Genomic DNA, 24,748 nt, shown 5'->3' on the forward strand with positions numbered 1-24,748 from the left:
AGCCATTTTCAATGATCGCAAAGAAAATTTCCAAAATAATTTGAATAACAATAATATCAAAAAATGAAGCCGACTCGTGAAATGAGACGGCTTCTATGAAGACAGGTATTAGTTTATTTGGTAAAGATATCTTTCAGTTGGGAAACAATATTATGGTTTCGGGATACGGTGATATCTCCGATTTTATCCGCAATCTTCTCCATATATTCCATTTCTTTCAGCTTCCAGAGTACTTCATTTTCTTCCATCAGCTTGGCAGTGTTCAACAAACTTCTTGTGGAAGCCGTTTCTTCACGTCTCATGATGGTGTTGGCCTGGGCTTTCTTCTCCGCAATTAGAACCTGGTTCATGATTTCTTTCATTTCCCCTGTTAAAATGACATCCCGAATTCCGGCGTCGGCAGCTTTCAGGCCTAGATCTTCAGCCTTATTTCCCAGATTCTCCAGGATTTCTTTTCCTACGGAATCTTTTTTCACCAGCAGCTCATCAAGGGTTAACGCGCCTACGAATTCTCTCAACGCCAACTGCATTAGAATGTACAATTGCTTGTCGTATTCTTTATTCTCCATGAGCGCTTTTACAATATTTCCCACCTGGAAACGAACGTAAAAATTAATTCTGAGCATCGCTTTATCCTTTGTAAGCAACTCCTGCCCTGCAATTTCCATTTGCTGCATTCTGGTATCGATGGCTTTCACCTCTACAGAAGTTTCATTGTTCCAGAAATAGTATGTTCCGGCTTCCAGGACGCGGTCCAACTTTCCGTCAATCAGCAAAAGACCTTTATACTGGTTGGTGATGGTAAATTTTCTTACAAAACTTTTAAGCTTTGCATTTTCCAGAATACTCTTGGAAATATGTTCGGTTATCTCTACTTCGTTAAATCGATTTTTTGAAATTCTCTGTTGAACATACCTTTCCAGAAAGCATACTGTCCTACATTCAATACTTCTTTGAAAATCCCGTTTTCGTAAACAAGGACGATTTCACCGTCTTTTACTTCAACCAGATCCAGCATTGCTTTCAACGCTTCGTTTTTCAGCAAAAGAGTTAGGTCTGTATTGCTTTTAAAAGAATATTTCATATCGTAGATTTCTACAAATTTATTCCCGAAAATCCAGAAGCTTCCTTCTTTCAGGATGTCGATCAGGTTTCCGTTTCTGAAAACAAGACCTCTCTCGTATGCTTTAATGTGTACATTTTTTATCATGATTTTTATTTTTTAACTGTTATTATTTAATAAAAAGGAAATCCGTGATCTCTTCTTCTGAAAAATGCGGAAGTAAGGTGTTTTACAAAAAATTCACAGGTTTTTACAACTCAATTTTCAGATTTATCCTGAATTTCAGATCTTGGGCGTGTCCCTCGCTGCCGCATTCCCTGCGGCCCGGGTCGCTACGTTCACTTCTATCTTTTTTGCAAGCAAAAAAGGATATCCGTTACCATCGCTCACGTGGAAAACCGTCCTTTCAGCATTTGTCTGAAGATAATAAGCTCTTCCATACCGTTTCAATTTTAGAAAATCTCTTTTCTTGCAGGCTTTTTCAGAGTGTTGATTCAACAACCGAAAACATCCCGGATTTTCCAGTGCGGATATTTTTATTGAGAATACCCAAAACTCGCGAAAAAAATAGATTTTGAGTCTATTTCAAATTTAACTACAACCTTAATGTAGTGCGTATACCATTTCCGCCATACCATCTTAATTGGTAGTGGGACTCGAACCCACACGTTAAATAATGCTATTACTCTAACCGGACTGAGTTATATCCCCTTTTAGGAAATAGGAGGATTCGAACCTCCGACCCATAGCGCATGGTAGAAGTTTTTGGAAACTCCTGAAACCTTCAGGTCAAGCTGAACAGAACGAAATCATGTTTCTCAACAAATCATTCTGCAATGGTGATATACCGAAACACCCAACAAGACCTGCCTGATATTTTGACTAAAATCTGTTTTTCAAAATTTTAGTTGTTGCCATTTTGATGAAGCAAAATAAAATCCTGATTGCGCAGTGTTTTTGCGCAGAAAAAAATTATTTTTAAACTTAAGGAAGAAAAGCTTTAACACAGGCCTTACTTCACGTTTCATCCTCCTTCCTCCATCGCTTTAATTTCTCGGCGCAAAAGGCGGTGTCCATTTTTTCTTCTTCATAAGTTCCTTTACTTCTTCGTAGGAAACCGGATAGAAATTATGACAGTCCACCCCTACATCGAAACTTAATGCCATTCATCATCCGGCAATGTTCCGTGCGAATGGCCGTATAACTGCCAGGTTCCGCGATGGGAGCCGTTCCATGTTCTAAGGGAGTAATGAAAAAGAATGATTTTTTGTTTGCCGTTGCTGTTTTCGGCCTCATCAATTCTTAACTCGTGGTAATCCCTGATTGATGCAAATCGTTTGGGATATGTTAATGCCGCACCCTCATGATTCCCTTTTATCAGATGGATATTTCCGTTTAGTCGATCCAGGGTTTCTTTCGTGAAATCCGGTTTGCCTAAACTGAAGTCTCCTAAATGGTAAACGGTATCCTCTTTTTCTATTTTCTCGTTCCATCGTTTGATGAGTTCTTCATTCATATGCTCCAACGACTCAAAAGGCCTTTCGGAGAATTTTATAATATTGGCATGACCGAAATGATGGTCTGCCGTAAAAAATATATTTTGTTTCATTATTTCTTTAACTACAAAGTTTATTATTTTAATTGTCGTTAAAATATTCCGGTAATCTATACCTTCGGAATTATTAACTTTTCTTTTATCAAGTCAATGACTAAAGAATTTAGTTTTTTGTTGATTCTCTTCTGTTCTTCTTTTTCTATGATGGTGAAGCCTTTAGGGAAATCTTTTTCAAAATCTTCTAAAATATCCTTAGCAAAAAGACCTATCACTTTTCCAACCTTGTGGTGTTCAAATTCTCCAAGTTTGCTGACAACATTGTTTAGCCTGTTTACAGTTGCATATTTCTGAATTTCGTTCCAGATATTCTGAGCTTTTTCGCTAAAGTTGATTTGTTTTTGAAAAGCCTTATCCTGTTTCCTCATCACTTTAGATTTTTCGAGCCATTTTTCATTTTTGTTTTTTAGAATAACTCTTGAGCCATTGCCAAAATATCTGGTTTTTAAAGTTTTTACAATCGTTCCTTCACACATATTATTCTCAATTTCAGGAAGTCCTAACCATCCCGGAATTTTAGAATCGAAAGCATTTGGAAATTTTAAAGCCTCTTCCAAAGTTCCCTGAAAAAGGATTTTTGCGTAGAAAAAACCGGTTTCTGAAAAAATTTGGTTCACTAAATCTGTATCCAGATAAGTAGTTCCGTTCAGTTTGATGTCGAAAGCATAATATTCGTTTTGTGGAGCATATTCAATACCCTTCTGCACTTTTATCGCATCTTTTACCGGCTCTACTTGTTTGTGTTTATAACCGCCACCAAACAATTCACCGTAAATAATTATCGTTTCTACATCCGGATGAATATTTTTAACTTTTTCAAATACTTCAATAACATTCTTTCTGTAGTTTTCTAAAACTTGATGTGCATTAAAGAATTTTTCATTCTTTTCTATGAAAGCGGTTCTCTTGCCTATTTTAATCTCTTTTCCGTCGGTAAAAAAAGAGAAATTCGCACCATGAACTTTCTCTTGTACAATGAAAACCTCATCCACAAAACCCTGAATTCTGATCTGATCAATAATGCGGGTGTGGTATGCATTTTCTATAGAGTTATATGTTTTGAAAATCATTTTTTTAATTTTTAATTTCTATTTAAACCTCACAGGTTTTGAAAACCTGCGAGGTTTCCTTACCTACATGAAGGGATTAAACTATTTGTAATTCATTATTTTTCATCTGAGTAAGATGTCTCTGAGCATGAAGTGAAAGGAAGTAAATGTATTCATACACATTAATCTTTCCCAATTCATTCACTGTCATTGTTGTTTTGCAGAGAAGACCTTCACCATTTTTCATTAAATCCAAATAATGTAAACATTGCTGATATTGCTGAGCAATTAACCCTCTGATTTCATCTGAATTTAAACTTCCTTTCGGATCCATGTGCTCCGGTCTTATCCACTCAAAAGCGCTATATTCTCCTACTTTTTCAAACTTTCCCTGATTGAAACTGTAATTTTTTATCTCCAGATTCAAGTCAAGATTCAGATAATTCCGCATTGCTTTTTTTGATCCTTTTTCAATAAGTATCAACAGATAAAAGTTCGTGAGATAAATATGTTCTAAAATCTGCTGAACGGTCCAACCTCTGTTTGCAGGCTGATAATTCAACGTTTTATTATCTTTATCAAACCATCGGTCAACCTGATCGAAAGTGAGTTTCAAATGCGTTTGTATAAATTGTATACATCTAAATATGTCCATTTACAATTTTTTAAAGTTTTTTAAAAGGCTTTCAATATTTTCCTTTCCTACAGGATTCATGGAATGACAGTAAGATTCCGGTAAATCGGCACCATTATCCATGCAGTATTCTACAAGCCACTTCGCACAGTCGTACCCTGTTCTTTCGACAATTCCTGAGAGTCCGGTTTCAAATAATGTTCGTCTGCAAGGTCATGGTCAAAAGAAATCATATTCGGTAAGCCGTTTTCCAAAATTCTTTCGATAAACTGTTTGTAATTCCGAACGATATACCAATCGTTTCTTAGGAAAATATCCTGTTTGGTGTAGTGATACGCTTCAATAGGATATCGTATATCGTCCAGAAACAATAATCTTTTTGTCAATTCCATTTTTTAAATTTTATTCTTTTGTTTAAACCTCACAGGTTTTGAAAACCTGTGAGGTTTCCGTACTAAAACGTAAGTTGAAATTATTTGTACTGTCTTATTGCTTTGCTTCCGACTATCACACCATGATATCCGCACAATTGGAGCTTGCAAATGCATAAGGTTTTGCTTTAAATACATAACCCATTCCGAGAATATATCCCATTGCGTCTCTTAAGGCAACGTTGGATTTGAAATCCGGGTCGGTGTTTATGTCTGCGTGTACCTCCATTTCTACTCCGTAAGCATCAAGTACTGCGCAGATGGCATAGGCGATTTCTACGGATTTGTTTACCTCGTTCAGCATTCGTTCTTTGATACTGATCGTCTGTATTTCCCTTTCTTTTCTGATAAAGGTAAACGCTCCTTTTCCTTCACGAATAAAGACTACTGCCGTAGCATAATTAATGGCATCCCCGTAAACATGGGAATCTGATCCCACACATACTTTCAGTCGGTGTCCATTAGCCTGTTCGCGGATGATGGCTTCTTCTACCAGCTCTGTGATAGAATTCCGAAAGATTTTTCCGGTCATGTTCTGCCATGTTTGTTGTTGCGTTTCCATTTTTCTACATGTTTTTGTTTTGTTTAAATTTTAATAATTATGTCCTCAATTGTAAATCGTTAATCCATTGTATTGTCAATTTAAAACTCACTTGCGAAGCAAATTCACCATTGACCATTAACATTCTTGCACTCCGAACCGGATTCGAACCAGTACCATCAGTTTTGGAGACTGAGATGCTGCCATTACATCATCGGAGTATTTGCTGATTCATCAGGGTTTGAACCTGAACAACAAGAGTCAAAGTCTTGTGAGCTGCCAATTACACCATGAATCAGTTTAATTAGTATTGATAAGTGATGATTGATAATTGATTCTATTTCCCGGATTATTCATTTATTATTTATTATTGATGATTTATCAATTATCATTCATATTTCATCACTCATATTTTGTACGGGAAGAGGGATTCGAACCCCCAAAATCTTGAGCCTAAATCAAGTGTGTCTGCCATTCCACCATTCCCGCAGATTAAGCAATCGGTAATGAGTAATTCACCAGCGCTTATTATTTGAAGAAAACAAAGCCTGTCTTAATTTTTAGTTTGATGTAAGAACTTCTGCGCTCGACAAACTTTTTTTTCTTCGGAACAACCTCATTTTAGTTATTTGAGATGGTTATGGGGTTGTTCATAACCGTTTTTATTCTTTTTTTATCTGAATTCACGAATGCTTCGCATTTTGAACCCACTCAGCTTACGCAACGGTTTTGCAGATCGCCCCGACTCTCCTGCTTCGGCGAACCATCGTTTTTATGAGTAATCAGTAATGGGCAATGAGTGCTTTTCCTATATTGTGATTATTCTTTCAATTTAAATTTTATAAAAAAATAAAGTCTGTCTTAATTTTTGTTTGATATAAGAACTTCTGCGCTTTGACAGACTTTATTTGATCTAAAATTTATATTATGTTTAAAACTTTCATTATCGCGCTTCAAACCGAGTTGAGAAAAAGCCTGTCTATTTAATATCGTGTTTTTGGCTAAAGATCTTCTGCTCTCGACAAGCCTTTTCTTTTCTCTTTTGAAACAATTTTTTAATGTGAATTGTGAATGGTCAATTCGCTTTGCTGTCAACTTTTAAAAATTCACTTATAAAATAAAATTCACTCTTGACCATTCACTTTTTGTACTCCATAAGGGAATCGAACCCTTGTCGTTCGGTAGAAAGCCGAATGCACTAACCGCTATGCTAATGGAGCAAATCGTCTGGAAAGCAGGACTTGAACCTGCGACCTCCCGCGTCCAAGGCGGGTAAACAACCACCGTTATCTTTCCAGTTTTAGATTCACTTCAATTTTCTTTTCCGAGAGACAGTCGGATTGGAAATTTCCGTGAATCTTGTGTTGTATGCGAAATTCTTTATGATCGCATAAATTCTTTTATTTTTTGTAATCCCAGAAGGACTCGAACCTTCAACCTCCGGTTTAAAAGACCGGAGCTCTAACCTGTTGAGCTATGAGATTGTTTTTTAGTGTGAATGGTCAGCGGTCAATTCGCTTTGCTGTCAATTTTAATTCACTTATGAAATAAATTCACTATTGACCCTTCACATTTTTTGGGTATCTCCGGGGATCGAACCCTGTTCTCCGGTGCCACAAACCGGTGCTTTACCAAATAAGCTAGAGAAACCATACATAAAAAAGCGCCTCTTTTCGGGAGGCGCTCTATATTTCGGGACGTGTCATTACATTAGCTGACCCATTTATATAAGCACCTTTTTATCACAAATTCACTATCAAGCAGATTCATACAAGCATATCCTTTCTCCATCGGTTTTGCACCGCATTGTCCTGAATGTAAATCTGATATGTTATGTAATTGTTTCATTTTATTTTTTGTTTAATATTTTGAAAAGCTGAAAACCTGTTACTTTCAATTTTCGGTTGCAAAGTAAATATGATTTTTTCAAACTCACAAATTTATTTTTCATTTAACTATTTGAAAATCAATTAATTAAAATTAAAATTTAGAATAGAAAATCTCTGTCCGCAATAACTTGCAGATACCTATATACCTAAATGACTGTCTCTCACCGGCTTATCGATCACCTTTTATTTTCTTATTAATTGTTCATTGCTGATTAAAAAATTTTCACTTTTATGGTTATTTTTTTTCATTCTAAATAATTTCTCTCTAAAAACACAAAAAACGCCCCGAAAATCGAGGCGTTCCTACACTATTTTGATAAAATTTTTACGGGTTTACGGTAAACAATTTTCAAAGAAAGCACATTTCGCCTCATTCAACATCATCCATTCATATCCAAACGATCCCTTTGCTATAGGGAGATCGCATAGATTTAAACTGATATGTGCTCTTTGTATTGTCATAATTTTTGTGGTGCAAAGATAATTGTTTTTTTGAAAAGTTTAGTTCATGAACATTTTATTCCTGCCCGTTTTATATCGTGAAATATCTTTTAAAATGACCTCATCATCGGGATTGAAATGTTTTAGTTCATTCACGATTTCCGAATGGGTAACCACTTTTTCCGCAATGATTTCATAAGCAATATTTCTTATGATGTCTTGAAGTAACGGATCTTTTTTAAATTCATATTTCATCGCTTCCAGATAGATGATCTTTTTATCGGAAGGTGTTTTTTGATATAATTCCTGGATTTTATGTTCAAGATTTTTAGCATCAAAGATATTTGCAAAATAATTATTCAGACAATTAAAGGCATCTTTACCTTCTTCCCATCCTTTCAGCAAAATTTTCTGGGCTTGTTCAGGCATATCCATTTTTTTCCGGCAGATCAGCGAGCCTTTTACCATCTGATTGTTATTGATATAATCATCCACTACCATCTGATAATAAATATTTGCATTTTTAGGATCATTTATTTTCCTGTACAAATCTCCTACTTTTTCTTTGTGCTCCAGTTCTTTATAGAGTTCTATTGCTTTGCGATACTGCTTTGCATTTTCATAACAATGGGCTGCCTCGGATTTGTTATTCAGTTTTTTAAGGTAAATAACTGCAGCTTCATTGTAAAGTCCGCCCTCTTCCAGTGTTTTTGCTCCACGGTAATGATCGCGAAGGAGGTTGATATACACTTTGGCAGCTTTCTGATAATTGTTTTCACGGATATAACTTTTAGCAAGTTCTTCATATTTATTCCTGATTTTATCAAAAAGAGAACTTTCAACATAAAAATTCCCGCCGGCTGCCGCACCTCTTCTTCCGTTCGCATTCTTTTCTTTTTCTTTATCTTCCAGTCTGGTGATAACAATAAAAATGATAAAAGCAACAATAATGAAGATAACGAGAGTTCCCACAACATTCCAGAAACTCTTATGAAACAGCTGTGCTAATATGGCGATGATTTTAATGATCACTAGAATAAAAAACGCCGCACTGAATTTGTTGATAAACTTCTGGCTATTCATCTTTATCTGATTTTAAAATGGTTTTATCTTCACTGAACAAACGATACAGCAGCAATACAACGCCGATAATAAGAATCCATACAAACCAGTTGTACCCGAACATTTCGATCAGCGGATAGAAAATATACGCCAACATGCCCATCAGAACAATCATTAAGAAGATCTTGGTTCCAGCCGGAATATTGTCTCCACCTACATTCAGCGATTTCCTTTTAACAAAGAAAGAATACAATCCTACCGCTCCCGTCATAGAGACAATCAGCCAAAAAATCTCAGCAAAAGAGGTGCTTTTTTCTTCTGTATTTTTTTCCGCATTTAGTGGAGCCATAACCGGCGGAGTTTGTGGAAATTCTTTCGTTCCATACAGTCTTCCCAGAGAATCTTCCACCAAAATGGCTTTCTTATTCATAATGGTTTTCACAATTCCTTCATCTGCAGGTTTCCCTGAACCTGATTTTTGAATAGAATCTTTAATTTTCTCTCTGATTTTCCCTTCATTCTGAGCCAGGTATTTTACGATTTTCTTTCGGTACACTCTCTTTAATGAATCCGTTGCCGCATCTGTTTTTTCATTCAGCTTAAAAATATCATTCTGAATTTTATCAATGGGTCTTCCTCCTTTGTTGAGATATTCCTGATAACTTTCTTCACCCGTTTTGCTCATACTTAAAGAGGCACTCATCTGTTCTTTCATCAGTTCTCTCCGCTTTTTCCCGTAAATGGAATCGATCTTCATATCAATATCGGTAACTCCTGATTTATATGCCACTACAGGAGCCATCATTGTTTTATCCGGAGTCTGAACTTTACCCGAAGAAATTGGTTGCGACTCTTGGGTTTTATCTTTATTAAGATTCATAAAAACTCTGGTTAATCCCATCATTAAAAGAACCACCCAGAATACCCAACGGTAATTTCTACCGGAAGTTTTTCCATCCAAACGATCTTCCTCTTTTTTACCAAAGAGTTTTTCGAGCCATGAATTTTTAAATTTGAAAATCCCGAAACCATCACCTCTCGAAGTTCCCATCACGTCCAGTGGAACACCGAGATCTACAGCTCTGTCAGGATATTTTTCAATGTATTTTAAATATTTTTCAACTTCTTTTTTATTGCCTTTCATAACTTTCTGAAGATCGAAAGGCAGTTTTTTCATCCATTCTTCTTCGGTTTGCGGCTTCTGCAGAGCTTCAAGGATCTTTTCATCATCCATTTCTACCGTGTAGCTCTCAATTTTCTGAGGAATTTCTACTCCGTTTAATGGCTTTCTGATGGTATTTCCTGATGATTTCGGAGTCCGGATAATGGAAAGCCAGTCAATTTCTTCCTTGAGTTTCACCAATCCGAATTCCGGATGTATAATTAAAAATTCAGAATCAATATTTTGCCAGTCTTCGGAAGTTATTTTGGGATAAAAGTCGGTATTTTCAGGAATAAAAAGCTTATTATCAACACACTGGAAATAAGAATTTTTTCCAATTTCACCCGGAGCCTCATGCTGAAAAATCAAAAAGCATCCGTATATGACATTCGGTTGTGCAGATGGAATGGGAAAAGACCGGACTTCATTTAGATCTATACCTAATAATTCCATTTCATAAAGCCATACGAATGGTGAAGCACCTTTAATCAAAAGTCCTTTTTTAGGATAATTATTTTTCGGAAAAGGTTTTATTCTAAGTTCCATATTCCAGAACATGTTTTATGAAAGCTTCCATATATTGAGTATACATTTCCTCCATTTCCCTTATTTTCAGTTTGTTTTCTTTGGGCAGATAATATTCCGAGCCTCCGAAATCCGTTTCTGTTCCTAAAGCCAGATATCCGTATTCTGTAGAAGGCATGTAAAAAACAGGTATATTTTTGTTGCTGCTTTTGAAGGTAAGCATTCCGCGGGAATCGGTGATAATTTCACTTCCGTCTTCGAAGCTGAATACATTTTTATTCTGGCTGGCCATAACTTCGATATCCGAAAAGTTTTTGTCAAAAGCATAAAGATTATTGTTATATCTTCTGAATGCAATTTTTGAAATGACCAGCTCTTCAGCCTTGTTTATTCCTATTTTGTTGAAATTATTAAGAATTTTAATTTCACTGTTATACAATTTTTTAATTTCAGATTCTACTTTTCCATGACTTTTATAAATTAATCTGTCATTTAAAACATATTCTAACGAAATAGCGCCTTCTATATTGATGAAAGGAATCATCTCACTTTCTTCATGAAATAAATAAAAATATTTTCCAAAATAAATCAGTCTGTGTCCATCCGGAATATTTTTCCCTGTAACATTCAGCTCAGAATATTCTTTTGTATTTAAATTTAATTTAGAGATCAGTTTTTTATCCGGCTGATACTGGCAAAGGATAAATTCCTGCTGTTTATTTTTCGCCAAAGCAAACTGCCCTTTCGGTTTTATAGAAATATCTTCAATGAGAACTTCAGATCCATGCTGGATTTTATGATTATTATAATGTTCTCTGTTGTAATAATTATCAGACAAATAAGTTCTTAGCAATTGTTTTTTATTGCTTAAAATAAAAAATTCCCCTTCATAAAGAAAAGTGGCAATTCTATTGCCCGGCGTTGGAAACAGAATCGGATAATTTAAAGGAACATCAGCTTTTTTACCGCCTGACGAAAAATTGTTCTGCCTGCCTTTCTTTCCCAGTGGCGGATTGGCCCATAATTCCTTCAGCGGAAGCATAATTTTCTGAATATGCTTTCGTGTTCCTTTATGATGCTTATAGAAGTTCAGTTCACCATTAGCCGAAGTTGTCACCAGAAACTTGAGGCGGTCACGATTTTCATTAATAACTTTCTGAAGATTCTGATTTTTTATATGATCTTCATGAGTAATGAAAAAGACCTCCAGATCTTTCCCGGTATGTTCTTCATTAAAAAACTTTTCCAGCGCTCTGGAAGCTTCCAGAACGGGGCTCACGAAATTCAGATTTTCAATGATGTGTTCCACTTTATTCAGTGATAAGGGAACGCTATGTTCTCCTAATGCATAAACTTTACATTCAGAATGCGCTTTCGGGTGTTTGATGATGGCAATGGCAGAAGCAAAAGCCAATACCTTAGGAGTTCCCCAGTTTTTAAGGGAAGTATCAATGAGAATAATTCTTTCAAATATATTTTCTTCAGGCGGAATTTCCCTCTGGATATACAATGCTTCATTGTTGGCGACGCGGTTCATAAAAACTTCATCATCATGGGCAAATTCCGACAGCAGCATTCTGTGAAGTTCGCCTTTATTGGTCATATCAGAAATCCCACCGATGGGCTGATCTCCCGGCGAAAGGTGGCGCATTGGGATTTTCAGTCCGCTCCAGATTCTTTTAATAAGGCTTCCGACCTGAAAGGTTTTAGGCTCATCAATTAATTCCTGTATAAAATCTTTGTCCGTTTCTACCGTAGTCTCTTCTTCCAAAACCTCATCTTCCAGATCCGGAACTTCCGCAATCCCCTTCATTGCCTGAATGATAGACTCTGTGGAAGGAAATTTCTCGCTTATATTAATTAAATTCCCAATGTCATCCACCGCAAAAAGCATTGAGCGATAAGTTATTTTCTGGGCACATTCTGTAATTTTATACGGTCTTTTGGCAAATCTTTTCAATATTAAATCTGCACTTCCGGATGAAGTCTGATTGTGGGAACTTTTAAAAAGCGTCTGAAGGAGATTGATTTTATTCTGCCCTGTTTTATAAATTCGCGGTAATCTATTGATATTTTCTAAAAGCTCTATAACCTGATCCGTATTTCTGAGCCTTGAGTTTTTTTCTATCTTTTTTAAATAATAGGAAATGCCATCGAGGTTAAGATAACCGTCCTGCGAAGCATACAACACCAGAAGCAGTGACCCGAAGGGAGGAAAACCGTACGGCTGCAGTTCTTTGAGTACCTCAATAACATATGGCCTGTAAGCGATTGCACCTACATTTGGAATTGAAATAAGATTGTATTCATTATAACCCGAAGGATCCGGGACGTCCTCATCGGTCGTCCATTCCCAAAAATAGTTTTCGTATGATTGGAAGTATTCGTTCAGTTCCATTCTTTTGCTTTTTCAGTCAGACGAAATGAGCTTACGGACAATTTCCGGAAATTGCTTTTGTTTATTACGGTAACCGTTGCGTCTTCCTTCCACAAAAGCCATTGATCAAAGGCTGCATTGTATTTTCTTTGCAATAAAGAGCTCAAATTTTTAAATTCAAAATCAAAACCTGCAGGCAGCAGATGACCGTCTTTTTCCCAAAAAGCTTTTCCGGGAAAGCTCAGCAATGGACTCCCCAAGAATAATGCCTTATCATCAATGATAATCCAGTTTATTCCTTCAAGTCTGAATTTCGGCTGGGTAATCATGCTCTCTTTAATTTCTGCTATCGAACTTAATAATGCAATTGCAGGATGTTCTTCTTCACTGACTTTTAATTTAACTTCAATTTTTTCATCAATTCCGAAGAAATTATGGTTTGTTGGAGGAAAAGTTAACCGCAATGCTTTGTCAATTGGGATCCATAGCAAAGCTGTTCTTACTTTACTGCTGGGAACCAAAGCATCTTTTCTGAATAGAAGACCTTCCTTTAGTTCATACAATACAAAATTAGGCAACTGCCGTATCTCCGCTGAGGCAGCCTGCTCTCCGGTGAAGCCTCTCAGCCAGATCACATCTTCTTCCATTGCAATCTGAACATTCTTCCAGTCGCGGATGGAGCCTAAATATTCTTCATCCTTCCGCGGAATTTCTGCCCAGAATTCTTTTATAAACTCTGAAGGATCTTTTGCCATAGACTTTCGATTTCCTGTTGGATATACTGTTTTTGTTCCGGATTTCTGATCCATTCACATCGGCTCTGAAGGTATCTTAGCTTATCTTTAATCACATTCTGCTCTTCAAAGTTTAGGGTACCGCTGTTCCATTTTTCTATCAGGATCTTTACATCTTTCATCACTTCTTCCGGATTCGGGGTCTTGTTTTGCAACGCCTGCGGATGAGATTTCGGGTGATCATCTTTTTCAATGGTTCTGTTGATGATGCCTTCCAGAATTTCAATCTGCTCTTCCGTATCCCAGATGTGTTTCAGCACCCATAAATCTGATAGAATGGCTTCATTTCTTCCGCAAATAAGGGCACTGGCGGCTATAAGGTTCTGCAATTTTACGGCCCGACGGTCCGATATGGCAATTCCTGTATTGCGGAGACTGATGATGGTGTTTAAATAGACCTCATAAATGGGTCTTAGATCGACTGTCTTACAAAGATTCTGAAGTTCTTTTATTTCGTGGGAAAGAATTTCCGGCATTTCCGTTTCCGTATTGTTTTCGAGCTTTCTTCCTGCCAGAAGTACCTGATGAAGAAGATCCGGGTGTACATAATCTACATTAATCCTGATGAGAAAACGGTCAAACAATGCATTCAATGCTTCATCTTCCGGAAGAACATTGCTTGCTCCCACAAACATGAGCGCGGGAAGATGTTTTGTTTCTTTCCCTCTTTTGAATATTTTCTCATTCAGCGCCATCAGCAAGGAATTCAGAATAGCGGAATTGGCATTAAAAATTTCGTCCAGGAAAACCATGGATGCTTCGGGCATCATACCTTCCGTGTTGGTAAGCAGCTCCCCTTCTTTAAGTTTTCTGATATCAAAAGGCCCGAAAATCTCATTCGGTTCTGTAAATCGTGTGAGAAGGTATTCAAAGTTTTTCCCGTCTTTTACAGTTTGAGCCAATGTTCTTACGATTGCAGATTTCGCCGTTCCGGGAGGGCCGTACAAGAATGCATTTTCTTTTGCCAGCAAACAAATTCCCAATAAATCGATGACGTCATTTTTTCCGACAAAAGTATCTTTTACGTGGTTAAGAACGGTATTTAATTTTTCTATATTTTGAATCATTGATTATTATATTTTATCTATTGCAAGAAGTTTTGTCAACGTTGTGGTAATTAAAACGCAAAGAAAAACAAGAATTAATGAACCATTTGAAAACAAGGCAGACAAAGGCGTTTCACTTATTTTCGAAATACAAGAATTCAAAATCCGCAACAGCTTTTTAATTGTACTTTTTTAATTGTTTATTATTTTTAATTCTTTCCAGAAAAACCCTTTATATAAGCCAAATTCAGCAATCAGCAAGTTGTTGATATAAGGAATTTCAGCCAGTTTGTAGGATTTCTTTTCAACAGTCCTTTCAAGATATAATTTTCGGTAGGTTTTATCTTTCAATTCTTCTTCCCAATTGATTTCTTCGAGATCAAGATCAAATCCTACTGCTGAATAATGAAACTGCTTTAGAATATTTTTCAGCATTTTAATTAAGGGATCTTCAGAATCTGCATTTTGCAAAGCGGAAACAATCTGCGGTACAAACCGTAAGGACAAATCTGCGGATAATATCGACGAAACATCTTTTTTACCTTTATAATCCGGGATCAGTTTCTGGAGATCTCTGGAAGTACCTTTCCTGATAAGGTATAATTGAGCACTGTAATACAATACTTTTGCGGCCCATACCGCAGCTTCTTTATCGAAGTTTATTTCAAGGGATAAAAATTCCAGCCGTTCTTTTTCAAATTCAGATTCTAAATAGTCTGCCGTATCCTGAATTTCTTTTTCTGATATCTCATGAAGGTCTGTGAAAATCGTGATGCATTCTTCTTTCCGAAGAAGAAATAAAGTGTCTAAAAAAGAAAATCCGGATGGCATCATATCAATACAATTTGCAGAAATAAACAGCAGGAGAATTATTTTCTTTTAGAAGATTTCCTGATGTACAACTGAGGAGCCAGCACAACCTTTTTTTCCGTGGAAATACCGGAGCCGTTTTCCTTAACACTTTCTATAAAAACCTGGCCCGCCATTTTTCCCATCATTACCGGAGTCTGGTCAACAGAACTTATCGGCAGCTCCATAAACTGGGTAAAAGGTTCGTTGGAAAACCCAATTACCGCCACTTCCTGCGGAATTTTGATCTTTCTCTTCTTCAATTCCTGGCAGGCTCCCAATGCTGCAAAATCACTGGCAGAAAAGATCGCGTCCGGAACAGATTTTCTGTCCCAAAGTGTTTTAATTGCCTCGATTCCAGCTTCTATAGAACTGCCTGTCATGATGATATTTTCTTCTTTTACCTGAAAGTTATGATCCGTTAAAGCCTGCTTATATCCGTTTAAGCGGTTCTGGTAAATCTCAAGATTCAGGTCTCCTGAAAAATGGCAGATGTTCTTGTACCCTTCTTTGATGAGATGTTCAGTAGCCATATAGCCGCCACGGTAATCGTCGATGGTGACGGTACTGATTCCCGGAATATCTTTTTTACGGTCGAAAAAAATGATCGGCGTATTGGTGGTATCCAGTATACTCTGAATATGCGCCGTATCAATGGTTGTTCTTGAAACCGACATGAAAATCCCGTCCACCTGCGCATTCAGCAAGGTATTGAGATGTCTTTTTTCAATATTCACATCCTCATGGCTCTGGCAGATAATGACATGATAGCCGAAAGGAGAAAGCTCTTCTTCAATCCCCCGGATCACGGAGGAAAAGAAATTGGTATTCACAAACGGAACAATAATGCCGACGTTTTTGGTTTCCCCGCTCTTTAAAGCTTTGGCCAGATTGTTCTGCTTATAATTCATCTCCTTCGCCGTTTTGTTCACCAGGTCTTTTGTGGCCTGGCTTATTCTGGGATGGTTGTTCAGCGCTCTCGAAACAGTTGCCACACTTACGTTAAGCTTCTTCGAAATATCATAGATGGTGGCACTTTTTTTATTCATATATGTTTTTAGTTATATCTCTAAACAAATGTGCATTAGTGACGTAAATTTAATCAAATTATGTCTACCGGAAAGGAAATGTAAGCATTTTATATTACATTTGAACATGAACAACAGGAACCGCGGTAAAAATACTTCCGACGACAGCTTATTCGGATCGCAAAAACAGGTTGATCTGCTCAGAATGGCGGTTGAAGACATGCATTACCTGCTTTCGCGTGAGTATCCCGAAAAAGCGTCTTCCGAACTTGCCGGAAACCGATACAGGCTTAAGACCCGGCAAATCCAGGCGATACGGGGAGCATCGGCTTCGCAGCAACAGATGCTGAACAGAAAATCCAAGCAAGCTACCGCAGAAGATCTCAAAGGCAAAAATATTTATATAGACGGTTTCAATGTGCTTATTTTATTGGAAAGCATGCTTTCGGGCGCTTATATTTTTGAAGGGCTGGACGGATGTTTCCGTGATCTTTCCGGAGTTCACGGCACTTATAAAAGAGTCAGCCAAACGCTTCCTTCTCTGGAACTGGTGGCTGATTTCTTTGAACAATGCAATATTGGTAAGTTATGCTGGGTTTTTGACAGGCCTGTTTCCAACAGCGGAAGAATCTGCCAATTGATTTCAGAATTTGCTAAGGAACGTGAGCTAGACTGGGAAACTTCACTGGAATTTAATCCCGATCAGTTTTTAGCGGAACATGGAGAGTGTATTATTTCTTCCGATGCATGGATTCTGGATCATTGTAAAAAATGGTTCAATCTGATCCGCTACCTGATTGACACAAAGAACCTCAATGCCCATATCATTCAGTTTTCTTTAACCTAAAAAAATGTCATTCCGAATGCAATGAAGAATCTTAATAAACTCATTTAAGATTCTTCGTTCATCAGAATGACAACATTCAATATTTTAACTTTGAGACTGCTTCCCTACTTGTCAGCCATTGTCTCAGAATATTTCGTTTATTTCTACAGACTTTTCAATGCAGATTCCAAAGCGAGCTCCATCATCGGCTTCAGTGCTCTTTCTCTTTCGTCAGCGGAGATTTTTTCGTGGGTTGGGATAATGTCTGTTACCGTAAGGATAGTTGCCGCATTTTTCCCAAGATGTTTTGCATTGGCAAATAACCCGAAAGCTTCCATTTCCACGGCCGGACAGTTGTATTTTGTGGCAATGGCCGGTACTGCAGGATCTTTTCTGTAGAAAATATCGCTACTGTGTACATTGATGGATTTTGTTTTCAGGGAAAGTTCTTCTGCCGTCTGATTAATGGTATTGTATATGCTTCCCTGATGCGGAAGGATCTCATCTTCTATTTCCCAGGCATATTTCGCATAAGTACTTTCACTGGCAGCATTATCCACATTTAAAATATCAAAAAGCTGAAGATCGGTGCTGTACGCGCCGCAGGTTCCGATTCGGATGATGGTATCCACTTCATATTCCGTGAACAGCTCAAAAGAATAGATCCCGATGCTCGGAAAACCCATTCCGCTCGCTCCAACGGTGATTTCCTTCCCTTTATATAAACCCGTATAATAAAATATGCCTCTCGTTTTGCTTACCAATTCTGCATTTTCAAGATATTTTTCGGCGATAAACTGCGCACGAAGCGGATCTCCCGGCTGTAACACGACTTTGGCAATTTGTCCTTTTTCTGCACTGATGTGAATACTCATATTTTTATTTTCAATGGGACAAAGATACAAATCCGCGAACGATTTAAGAATGAAATCTTTGATGATTCTAGTGAACCACCCCGTCTTAATTTTCCCTGAAAATTAATCCACCCCTCCGAGGGAGGGGAATGAATGCGTATACAATGTTGTGGATCTCTTTCTTACAATTGCCCACTTGTAATAGGTACATCCTGTTTTTCTTCTTTCAGCACGGATTACAAATCCGCGCTATCGAGTAAATGGGTTAATTAATGATTATTGTTATAATCAAGAACGAGAGGCTTGGTTCAGTTTAGAGATATATTTTTTAGATGATGATTTACGTATTATAAGATTAAAAGTGTATATTAGTAATATATTTTAAATATTAACTTACCTAATAATCATGGCTATTTTATCGACAACTCTACGAGGAACGAATTCAACCTACTGGCAAGCAGAGGCTAAATTTGATACTAAAATACTTACATCATCACCTCTCAATATTATAATTGAATTACAAGTTTTAATTGGTGGTCAAACATTTAACAATGCTTTTTTATTAGCCTCAGACGATCCTATTTGCCAAATAAAAATAGTTAATGGGAAATCGGAAATGAAAGGGTTACTTAAACTTATTGAAGCAGAAAAAGCAGTGGTTTTCGAAGGAACAATTGTAAGCAACAATTATGTAAGAATTAATTCAGAACCAAGTATTGTTGCTACTTGGTAGAAGTTTAAAAGAAGTTAACCGATGTCGCGGATTTGCAATCAGTGACTTTCTAAAAACAAAATATTGTAAGCACTGATTGCAAATCCGTGCTATCTGTTTAGCATGAAGTCTTATCATGATTCTATTTAACCACCCCGTCTTAATTTTCCTTGAAAATTAATCCACCCCTCCAAAGGAGGGGAATTCCCATACGTTTATATACGAGAGATTCCCCTCCCATGGAGGGGTGGCGAAAATTCGGATAGAATTTTTGACGGGGTGGTTTATTTTTATAGCTTTATAAAATTATAGCCTACCCGCCATTGTCTGCATAAACATGATGCTTGTGCTAATACCAGATACAAAAAAATATAGAAATGGATAACATACCAACAACCATCCCTGAACTTGAACACTGGATGAAAGAACACTGTTTCAATTTTAACAGCTATTCTATCAACGGAAACCACATTTATGAAGGATTGGGAATTGAGCAGTCAGGCGGTGTTTTTACCTGGTATTATACGGAACGTGGACAAAAACAGGTTCTTAAAACCTTCAACACGGAAGCAGAAATCACAGCGTATGCTTTTAACCAAATTAAGTGCGACAAATGGGCGAAGACGCATTGTATCGGTTTTTCAGCGGACATTGGAAAAATCACCGATCTGAAAAATAAATTAGACTCCATGAACATCGAATACTTTGAAGACAAGATTCCCTATTACGGCATTGAAAGACCAGTGTACCGGGTATTTGTTTTAGGCTGTGATATCCTGAAAACGGAACATTTGAAAAAGAAATATTGGACAGAGAAATAAAGTGCTCTTTTCAACTTTAACATCTTTTTGTTATTCCATAGGAATCTCAACCCAATATTTTCGGCATGTCGAGATCTTACAGAATGACAAAGTTCACGTGCTATTATCAAAAAACAAAAGAAAATGCTCCCCACCGAAGCAGGAAGCATTTTCAACCCTAATATTTAATATAACTAACCCATTACAAGGAGACCCCACGTCTCCATGGAATGAAATCATTCTGATTTAAAAGATCGGCTTTTGTTTTGACTTCACCGCTGGCTACTTTAATGATGTATTCCAACAGCTCGTCTGCCGCTTCGGGAATGGTTTTATCCCCGCTGATGACGGTTCCTGCATTAAAATCAATAATATCCGGCATTTTTTCTGCCAACGCCGTGTTGGAAGCAATCTTTACCACCGGGGCAATAGGATTTCCCATCGGTGTTCCAAGACCTGTAGTAAAAAGTACCACTGTTGCTCCCGATCCTACTAACGCGGTTGTACATTCGGCATCATTTCCGGGCGTACAAAGGAGATTAAGACCTGGCTTTGTGGCGTATTCCGTAAAATCCAACACTTCTACGATGGGTGCGGCACCGCCTTTTTTGGCTGCACCTGCCGATTTCATGGCATCGGTAATCAATCCGTCTTTGATATTTCCGGGTGACGGGTTCATATCAAAACCGGAACCTGCCGCCACGACTGATTTTTCAAAATCTTTCATGAGCTGAAGGAACTTTACCCCGTCTTCATCATTGATGCAACGGTTGACCAGTTCCTGCTCTACGCCGCACAGTTCAGGAAATTCTGCCAACATCGTGGTTCCGCCTACAGCGGCCATAATATCGGAAACCTGCCCTAAAACAGGATTGGCTGAAATTCCGGAGAAACCATCTGAACCGCCACATTCCAAACCGATGTTCAACTTCGTGATAGAAGTCGGTTTTCTTTCAATATCATTGGCTTTTTTTATTCCTTCGTAAGAATCTTTAATCACGCCGGTCAGCATTTCATCAATCGTTCCCGATTTCTGCTGTTCGTAAACAACGATCGGCTTTTTGTTGTTGGGAGCCAGCGCATGAAGGGCCTCCATAAAGATCTGTACCTGGAGATTCTGACATCCCAGACTTAAAACGGTTGCTCCTGCAACATTAGGATTATTGACATATCCTGCGAACAATCTTCCCAATGCTTCGGCATCCTGACGGATTCCGCCGCAGCCGCCCTGGTGCGTGATGAACCGTACGTCTATATTTTTAAACACTCTTGTGTCTTCTTCGTTTTCTACCGCAATATCAGCAGTTTCGCTGCCATTTAGCAATGATCTTAATAGCAGCTGATGTTTGCTTGCTTTTTCATGCAGCAGTTCTTTTTCAAAAATATCTTTTAATGTTTCGATATTCTTATTTTCGCAGAATACCAACGGGAAGAACAGCCATACATTTTCCGTTCCTACCTGTCCGTCTTCACGGTGGTAGCCCATGAAAGTTCGGTTTTTCCATTGATCAACATTCGGAGGAATCCAGCCTAAAGTTTCGGTTTTGCCTTCTACTTTTGCACTTTGGTGTTTTACGTTTTCCGTGGTAATAACTTCCCCTTTTTTGATGGATTGATTTGCCTTTCCCACAATTACCCCATACATGATGATATGGTCGCCATCCTCAAAATCTACCGCTGCAAATTTATGTTTGGCTTTAATATCTTTCACTACCGTATAATCTGTTCCGTCAAGATGTACCGATTCTCCGGCAGGCAAATCCATCAACGCTACAATTACGTTGTCTTTAGGATTTACTTTCAGTACTTTCTTTTGCATGATATTTACGAATTGAATTGTACAAAATGGTTATATGCCGTTTCCATATCATGATGATCGATTTCATACAATGCTTTGGCAACTGCTGTTTTCAATCCTTCCACCTGAGTAAGATCTGTGTCCCAGAACAACGTTTCGGAAAGAGCCAGTTCAGCTACTTTTTCGTAATCTTCATTTTTCCAGATTTCTTTGAATTTAGCAACCACTCCTTCTTCGTCATTCAATGGAAGGGTCTTTTCTCCAAAATTCCCCTGATAAAACCGGATTAAGCTTGCTAAAGAAAAGGTAAGATTAACCGGTAATTTTCCATTGGTTTCAACGTAAGTTAATAAGCTAGGCAATACTCTTACTTTAAATTTGGAAACAAAATATAAAGCGATACTTGCTAAATAATGTTTGATGAAAGGATTTCTGAAACGGTCGAACACTTCTTCTGCGAATTCTTTCAGTTCAGCTTCATCTAAACCTAAGGTTGGATTCACTTCATTAAAAATGGCATCACTTAAAAACTTCCCGATAAACGGATTGTCGATGGATTCTTTTACCGTCTCTTGTCCTGATAAAATTGCAGGAGCCAGCATCAGCGTATGGCCGCCATTCAGGATTCTGACTTTTCTTAAACGGTACGGCTGAATATCTTCCACCACTAAAATCTGTTCATTGATTTTGTTAAAAGGAATTCTTTCATTTAAATTTCCGGCTTCCTGAATGACAAAAAGCAGAAAACATTCAGAAACCACCATCATCTGATCCTCATAATTCAACTGATCTTCGTATGTTTCAACATCATCTTTCGGATATCCCGGAACGATTCTGTCAACCAATGTATTATGGAAATAATTATATTGGTTAATCCATTGCACAAATTCTTCTTCCAAACTCCAAAGCTGTGCGTATTTCACGATGATCTCTCTTAATGCAAATGCATTGTCTTCAATTAATTCGCAGGGAATAATTCTTAATCCCTTATCTGCCGCTCCATTGAAATGCTTAAATCTTTCATGAAGTAAAACCGTTATTTTTGCAGGAAAGTTCCTGTGCGGACCTTCGTAAGAAACTTCTGTTTCGTCGTAAGCAATTCCTGTTTCCGTAGTGTTTGAAAATATAAATTCCAGTTCTTCTTCTTTAGCCAGCGCTAAGAATTCATTATAATTGGCATACGGATTTACCGACTTTTGAATGGCAGAAATAACCTGTTTTGCATCAATAATCTCTCCTTTTTTAATTCCTCTTGTGAAAAGAGTATATAAGTTATCCTGCTCTTCCATTTTCTGAATGGAACCGGTAGGTGTTGCCTGCAAATTGACAATTCCGCCTTTCCATTCTGTTTCTTTATTTAATTTATCAATGATATAATCCGTGAATCCTCTCATAAAATTCCCGCCACCGAACTGAACGATTTTAATGGGAAGTTTTTCCTGAGCATTGCTTAATTCACGATTTAATTTTTGTTTTATTTGATTTTCCATCTTTTCTAATATTGTTGCGCTGGCTTTGGTTTTTATTTAAACGCAAAGGGCGCTAAGATTTTTTTGAATACTATTCGTTTCTAAGTTCGCAAAGGCGTTTCACTCAGCGAAGAACTCAAAGTTATTTTCAAACCTTAAAGGTTTAGAATGAATATATTATTTTATCACTTTATATTTCGGGACTAATGTTTTCATTACTGCCCAGGCTATGAGATAAGCAACCGCGCAGATTGAGAAAATGATCATATATCCTTTATCAATTCCGTCGACTACAACTGCCCCTGATTTTTCCAGTTTCTCGAAGAATCCGTCTGGTAATCTTTCGTTAATATACTGCGGATATTTTTCCAGTAAAGGAATGCCGTCTACAGTTGACCATGCTTTATGAGCATGATCGAACAAAAGTCCGGATGATTTATTAATTAAAAATGAACCGATTCCACCTGCCATTCCGCCAATTCCCGTGATGGTTGCAATTGCTTTTTTCGGGAACATATCGCCGACTGTCGAGAAGATATTCGCAGACCAAGCCTGATGCGCTGCTCCTGCAACTCCGATAATGAGAACCGGAATCCAATAGGTTATAGAACCCAAAGGCTGAGCCAGTAAAGCCAGCAACGGGAAAAATGCAAAGATCAGCATGGCTTTCATTCTTCCATTGTAGGCATTCATCCCTCTTTTTTCCACAAAATATTTGGGAAGCCATCCTCCTATAATAGATAACAGGGTAATCATGTACAGTATAAATAACGGAAATGCACTTTGTGTGGAATCCATTTGGTATACCGAACTTAAGTAAGCCGGAGTCCAGAATAAAAAGAACCACCAAACACCGTCAGTCATAAATTTACCAAAAGCAAATGCCCAGGTCTGTCTGTAGCTGAAGCATTCTTTAAAAGTGAATTTTTTTTCTTCGGTTTGAGGTTCTGCTTCGTCAGCAATAATTTCTTCATGATCCTGATTGATATAGGTCAGCTCATGTTCGTTTACTTTATGATGCTCGTGAGGTTTTTTGTAATAAAATACCCAAAGTCCCATCCATACAAACCCTAAGGCACCAATAATGATGAATGCCCATTCCCAGCCCATTGATTTTGCAATAAAAGGAATGGTAATCGGCGCTGCCAACGCACCTACCGTTGCACCTGCATTCCAGATACTTGTGGATAGAGCCCTGTCTTTTTTGGGAAAATATTCTGCCGTGGTTTTGATAGCTGCCGGGAAATTTCCTGCTTCACCGATAGCCAGCACGAAACGGGCAAATATAAACAGCGAAACGCTGGTACTGATAATTGCAGATGTATTGGAAACCGTTGCGATCAGTTCTTTAGATCCGTGGAAACCGGCCGTCCAGTTTCCGGTGAGGATTCCTGATGTGGCAACACCGCAGAAGGCATGTAATACGGCGCCTACAGACCAAATACCGATTGCCCAGAGAAATCCCTTTTTGGTATCCATCCAATCAACAAATTTACCTGCGAACAGCATTCCTACTGCATAAAAAATAGAAAATAAGGCGGTTATATTTCCATAATCATTATTATTCCAGTGGAATTCCGGAGCAATAAAATCTTTCCACGTTAAAGATAAAACCTGACGATCCAGATAGTTGATTGTTGTGGCTATAAACAGCAGGACGCAGATAGTCCACCTGAAATTCGTTGGTTTAAGTAATTTAACTGAACTCATATTGTTTTTTTGAATTAGTTATTTTTTGTTTTTTTATTAATAATGATATTTGTTTTAACACAAAGTCCGCGAAGTT

General features: G+C 37.7%; 23 protein-coding genes and 8 tRNA genes. 3 read left to right on the forward strand and 28 right to left on the reverse strand.

The window, feature by feature from the left end:
* Positions 1 to 113 precede the first annotated feature (113 nt).
* From BUA76_RS19420 to BUA76_RS18105, 24 genes are all read right to left on the reverse strand, one after another.
* Entirely contained in the window at positions 114 to 776 is a 663-nt protein-coding gene (locus tag BUA76_RS19420; RefSeq protein WP_262484284.1) for a slipin family protein, read from the reverse strand.
* 95 nt (positions 777 to 871) lie between these two features.
* Positions 872 to 1,210, reverse strand: coding sequence for a hypothetical protein (locus tag BUA76_RS19425; protein WP_228408506.1), 339 nt, complete (start codon positions 1,208 to 1,210; stop codon positions 872 to 874).
* A gap of 135 nt (positions 1,211 to 1,345) precedes the next feature.
* Positions 1,346 to 1,564, reverse strand: a complete 219-nt coding sequence (locus BUA76_RS18005; protein WP_143149942.1) for a hypothetical protein — start codon at positions 1,562 to 1,564, stop codon at positions 1,346 to 1,348.
* Positions 1,565 to 1,707: 143 nt separating this feature from the next.
* A tRNA-OTHER gene (locus tag BUA76_RS19325) sits at positions 1,708 to 1,774 on the reverse strand.
* A gap of 445 nt (positions 1,775 to 2,219) precedes the next feature.
* Positions 2,220 to 2,672, reverse strand: coding sequence for a metallophosphoesterase family protein (locus tag BUA76_RS18010; RefSeq protein WP_228408507.1), 453 nt, complete (start codon positions 2,670 to 2,672; stop codon positions 2,220 to 2,222).
* A 56-nt stretch (positions 2,673 to 2,728) separates the two neighbouring features.
* Positions 2,729 to 3,745, reverse strand: a complete 1,017-nt coding sequence (locus tag BUA76_RS18015) for an RNA ligase, Rnl2 family (RefSeq protein WP_072886198.1) — start codon at positions 3,743 to 3,745, stop codon at positions 2,729 to 2,731.
* A 76-nt stretch (positions 3,746 to 3,821) separates the two neighbouring features.
* The gene (locus tag BUA76_RS18020; protein ID WP_072886199.1) at positions 3,822 to 4,379 is read right to left on the reverse strand and encodes a DinB family protein; all 558 of its coding nucleotides are present in this window, start codon (positions 4,377 to 4,379) and stop codon (positions 3,822 to 3,824) included.
* On the reverse strand, positions 4,380 to 4,481 hold the full coding sequence (locus BUA76_RS19520) for a hypothetical protein (protein ID WP_317041302.1): 102 nt from the start codon (positions 4,479 to 4,481) through the stop codon (positions 4,380 to 4,382).
* A gap of 8 nt (positions 4,482 to 4,489) precedes the next feature.
* Positions 4,490 to 4,750 carry a cyclic-phosphate processing receiver domain-containing protein gene (locus BUA76_RS18025; protein ID WP_317041303.1) on the reverse strand — a complete coding sequence of 87 codons (261 nt, stop codon included), beginning with the start codon at positions 4,748 to 4,750 and terminating at the stop codon, positions 4,490 to 4,492.
* Between the two features lie 115 nt (positions 4,751 to 4,865).
* Positions 4,866 to 5,351: a ribonuclease H-like YkuK family protein gene (locus BUA76_RS18030; RefSeq protein ID WP_072886200.1), complete on the reverse strand. Its 486-nt coding sequence runs from the start codon at positions 5,349 to 5,351 to the stop codon at positions 4,866 to 4,868.
* 129 nt (positions 5,352 to 5,480) lie between these two features.
* Positions 5,481 to 5,551 (reverse strand) — tRNA-Trp (locus tag BUA76_RS18035).
* Between the two features lie 5 nt (positions 5,552 to 5,556).
* A tRNA-Gln gene (locus BUA76_RS18040) sits at positions 5,557 to 5,628 on the reverse strand.
* A 118-nt stretch (positions 5,629 to 5,746) separates the two neighbouring features.
* A tRNA-Leu gene (locus BUA76_RS18045) sits at positions 5,747 to 5,819 on the reverse strand.
* A gap of 659 nt (positions 5,820 to 6,478) precedes the next feature.
* Positions 6,479 to 6,550: transfer RNA gene (locus tag BUA76_RS18050), tRNA-Glu, on the reverse strand.
* Positions 6,551 to 6,556: 6 nt separating this feature from the next.
* Positions 6,557 to 6,628: transfer RNA gene (locus BUA76_RS18055), tRNA-Pro, on the reverse strand.
* A 112-nt stretch (positions 6,629 to 6,740) separates the two neighbouring features.
* A tRNA-Lys gene (locus tag BUA76_RS18060) sits at positions 6,741 to 6,814 on the reverse strand.
* Between the two features lie 94 nt (positions 6,815 to 6,908).
* Positions 6,909 to 6,981, reverse strand: a tRNA-His gene (locus tag BUA76_RS18065).
* A 739-nt stretch (positions 6,982 to 7,720) separates the two neighbouring features.
* Positions 7,721 to 8,743, reverse strand: a complete 1,023-nt coding sequence (locus tag BUA76_RS18075; RefSeq protein WP_072886202.1) for a tetratricopeptide repeat protein — start codon at positions 8,741 to 8,743, stop codon at positions 7,721 to 7,723.
* Positions 8,736 to 10,430, reverse strand: coding sequence for a hypothetical protein (locus BUA76_RS18080; RefSeq protein ID WP_072886229.1), 1,695 nt, complete (start codon positions 10,428 to 10,430; stop codon positions 8,736 to 8,738). The genes BUA76_RS18075 and BUA76_RS18080 overlap by 8 nt, the downstream gene beginning before the upstream one ends.
* On the reverse strand, positions 10,420 to 12,807 hold the full coding sequence (locus BUA76_RS18085; protein ID WP_072886203.1) for a hypothetical protein: 2,388 nt from the start codon (positions 12,805 to 12,807) through the stop codon (positions 10,420 to 10,422). The genes BUA76_RS18080 and BUA76_RS18085 overlap by 11 nt, the downstream gene beginning before the upstream one ends.
* A complete protein-coding gene (locus tag BUA76_RS18090) occupies positions 12,798 to 13,541 on the reverse strand; it encodes a hypothetical protein (protein ID WP_072886204.1) in 744 nt (247 codons plus the stop codon). Before BUA76_RS18090 ends, BUA76_RS18085 begins: the two co-directional genes overlap by 10 nt.
* Complete coding sequence (locus BUA76_RS18095) at positions 13,514 to 14,647, reverse strand: AAA family ATPase (RefSeq protein WP_072886205.1); 1,134 nt, start codon at positions 14,645 to 14,647, stop codon at positions 13,514 to 13,516. Before BUA76_RS18095 ends, BUA76_RS18090 begins: the two co-directional genes overlap by 28 nt.
* A 171-nt stretch (positions 14,648 to 14,818) precedes the next feature.
* Positions 14,819 to 15,460 carry a hypothetical protein gene (locus BUA76_RS18100; RefSeq protein ID WP_228408508.1) on the reverse strand — a complete coding sequence of 214 codons (642 nt, stop codon included), beginning with the start codon at positions 15,458 to 15,460 and terminating at the stop codon, positions 14,819 to 14,821.
* A gap of 35 nt (positions 15,461 to 15,495) precedes the next feature.
* Positions 15,496 to 16,524, reverse strand: a complete 1,029-nt coding sequence (locus BUA76_RS18105; protein ID WP_072886207.1) for a LacI family DNA-binding transcriptional regulator — start codon at positions 16,522 to 16,524, stop codon at positions 15,496 to 15,498.
* A 106-nt stretch (positions 16,525 to 16,630) separates the two neighbouring features.
* Here BUA76_RS18105 and BUA76_RS18110 point away from each other — a divergent pair, with 106 nt between their 5' ends.
* A complete protein-coding gene (locus tag BUA76_RS18110) occupies positions 16,631 to 17,350 on the forward strand; it encodes a DUF434 domain-containing protein (protein ID WP_072886208.1) in 720 nt (239 codons plus the stop codon).
* 143 nt (positions 17,351 to 17,493) lie between these two features.
* Here BUA76_RS18110 and deoD read toward each other — a convergent pair whose 3' ends face one another.
* Positions 17,494 to 18,204 carry a purine-nucleoside phosphorylase gene (gene deoD / locus BUA76_RS18115; protein WP_072886209.1) on the reverse strand — a complete coding sequence of 237 codons (711 nt, stop codon included), beginning with the start codon at positions 18,202 to 18,204 and terminating at the stop codon, positions 17,494 to 17,496.
* A gap of 385 nt (positions 18,205 to 18,589) precedes the next feature.
* Between deoD and BUA76_RS18120 the strand changes: the two genes are divergently transcribed.
* Both BUA76_RS18120 and BUA76_RS18125 read left to right on the forward strand, forming a co-directional pair.
* Entirely contained in the window at positions 18,590 to 18,916 is a 327-nt protein-coding gene (locus BUA76_RS18120; protein ID WP_072886210.1) for a hypothetical protein, read from the forward strand.
* 356 nt (positions 18,917 to 19,272) lie between these two features.
* A complete protein-coding gene (locus tag BUA76_RS18125) occupies positions 19,273 to 19,716 on the forward strand; it encodes a hypothetical protein (protein WP_083573261.1) in 444 nt (147 codons plus the stop codon).
* A gap of 181 nt (positions 19,717 to 19,897) precedes the next feature.
* Here the strand turns inward: BUA76_RS18125 and BUA76_RS18130 are convergent, their stop codons facing one another.
* The 3 genes from BUA76_RS18130 to BUA76_RS18140 form a co-directional block, all read right to left on the reverse strand.
* Positions 19,898 to 21,514, reverse strand: coding sequence for a UxaA family hydrolase (locus BUA76_RS18130; protein WP_072886211.1), 1,617 nt, complete (start codon positions 21,512 to 21,514; stop codon positions 19,898 to 19,900).
* 5 nt (positions 21,515 to 21,519) lie between these two features.
* Complete coding sequence (locus tag BUA76_RS18135; RefSeq protein ID WP_072886212.1) at positions 21,520 to 22,983, reverse strand: tagaturonate reductase; 1,464 nt, start codon at positions 22,981 to 22,983, stop codon at positions 21,520 to 21,522.
* Positions 22,984 to 23,139: 156 nt separating this feature from the next.
* Positions 23,140 to 24,672, reverse strand: coding sequence for an MFS transporter (locus tag BUA76_RS18140; RefSeq protein ID WP_072886213.1), 1,533 nt, complete (start codon positions 24,670 to 24,672; stop codon positions 23,140 to 23,142).
* Positions 24,673 to 24,748 lie beyond the last annotated feature (76 nt).

The sequence above is a fragment of the Chryseobacterium takakiae genome, from assembly GCF_900129385.1.
Classification (GTDB): domain Bacteria; phylum Bacteroidota; class Bacteroidia; order Flavobacteriales; family Weeksellaceae; genus Chryseobacterium; species Chryseobacterium takakiae.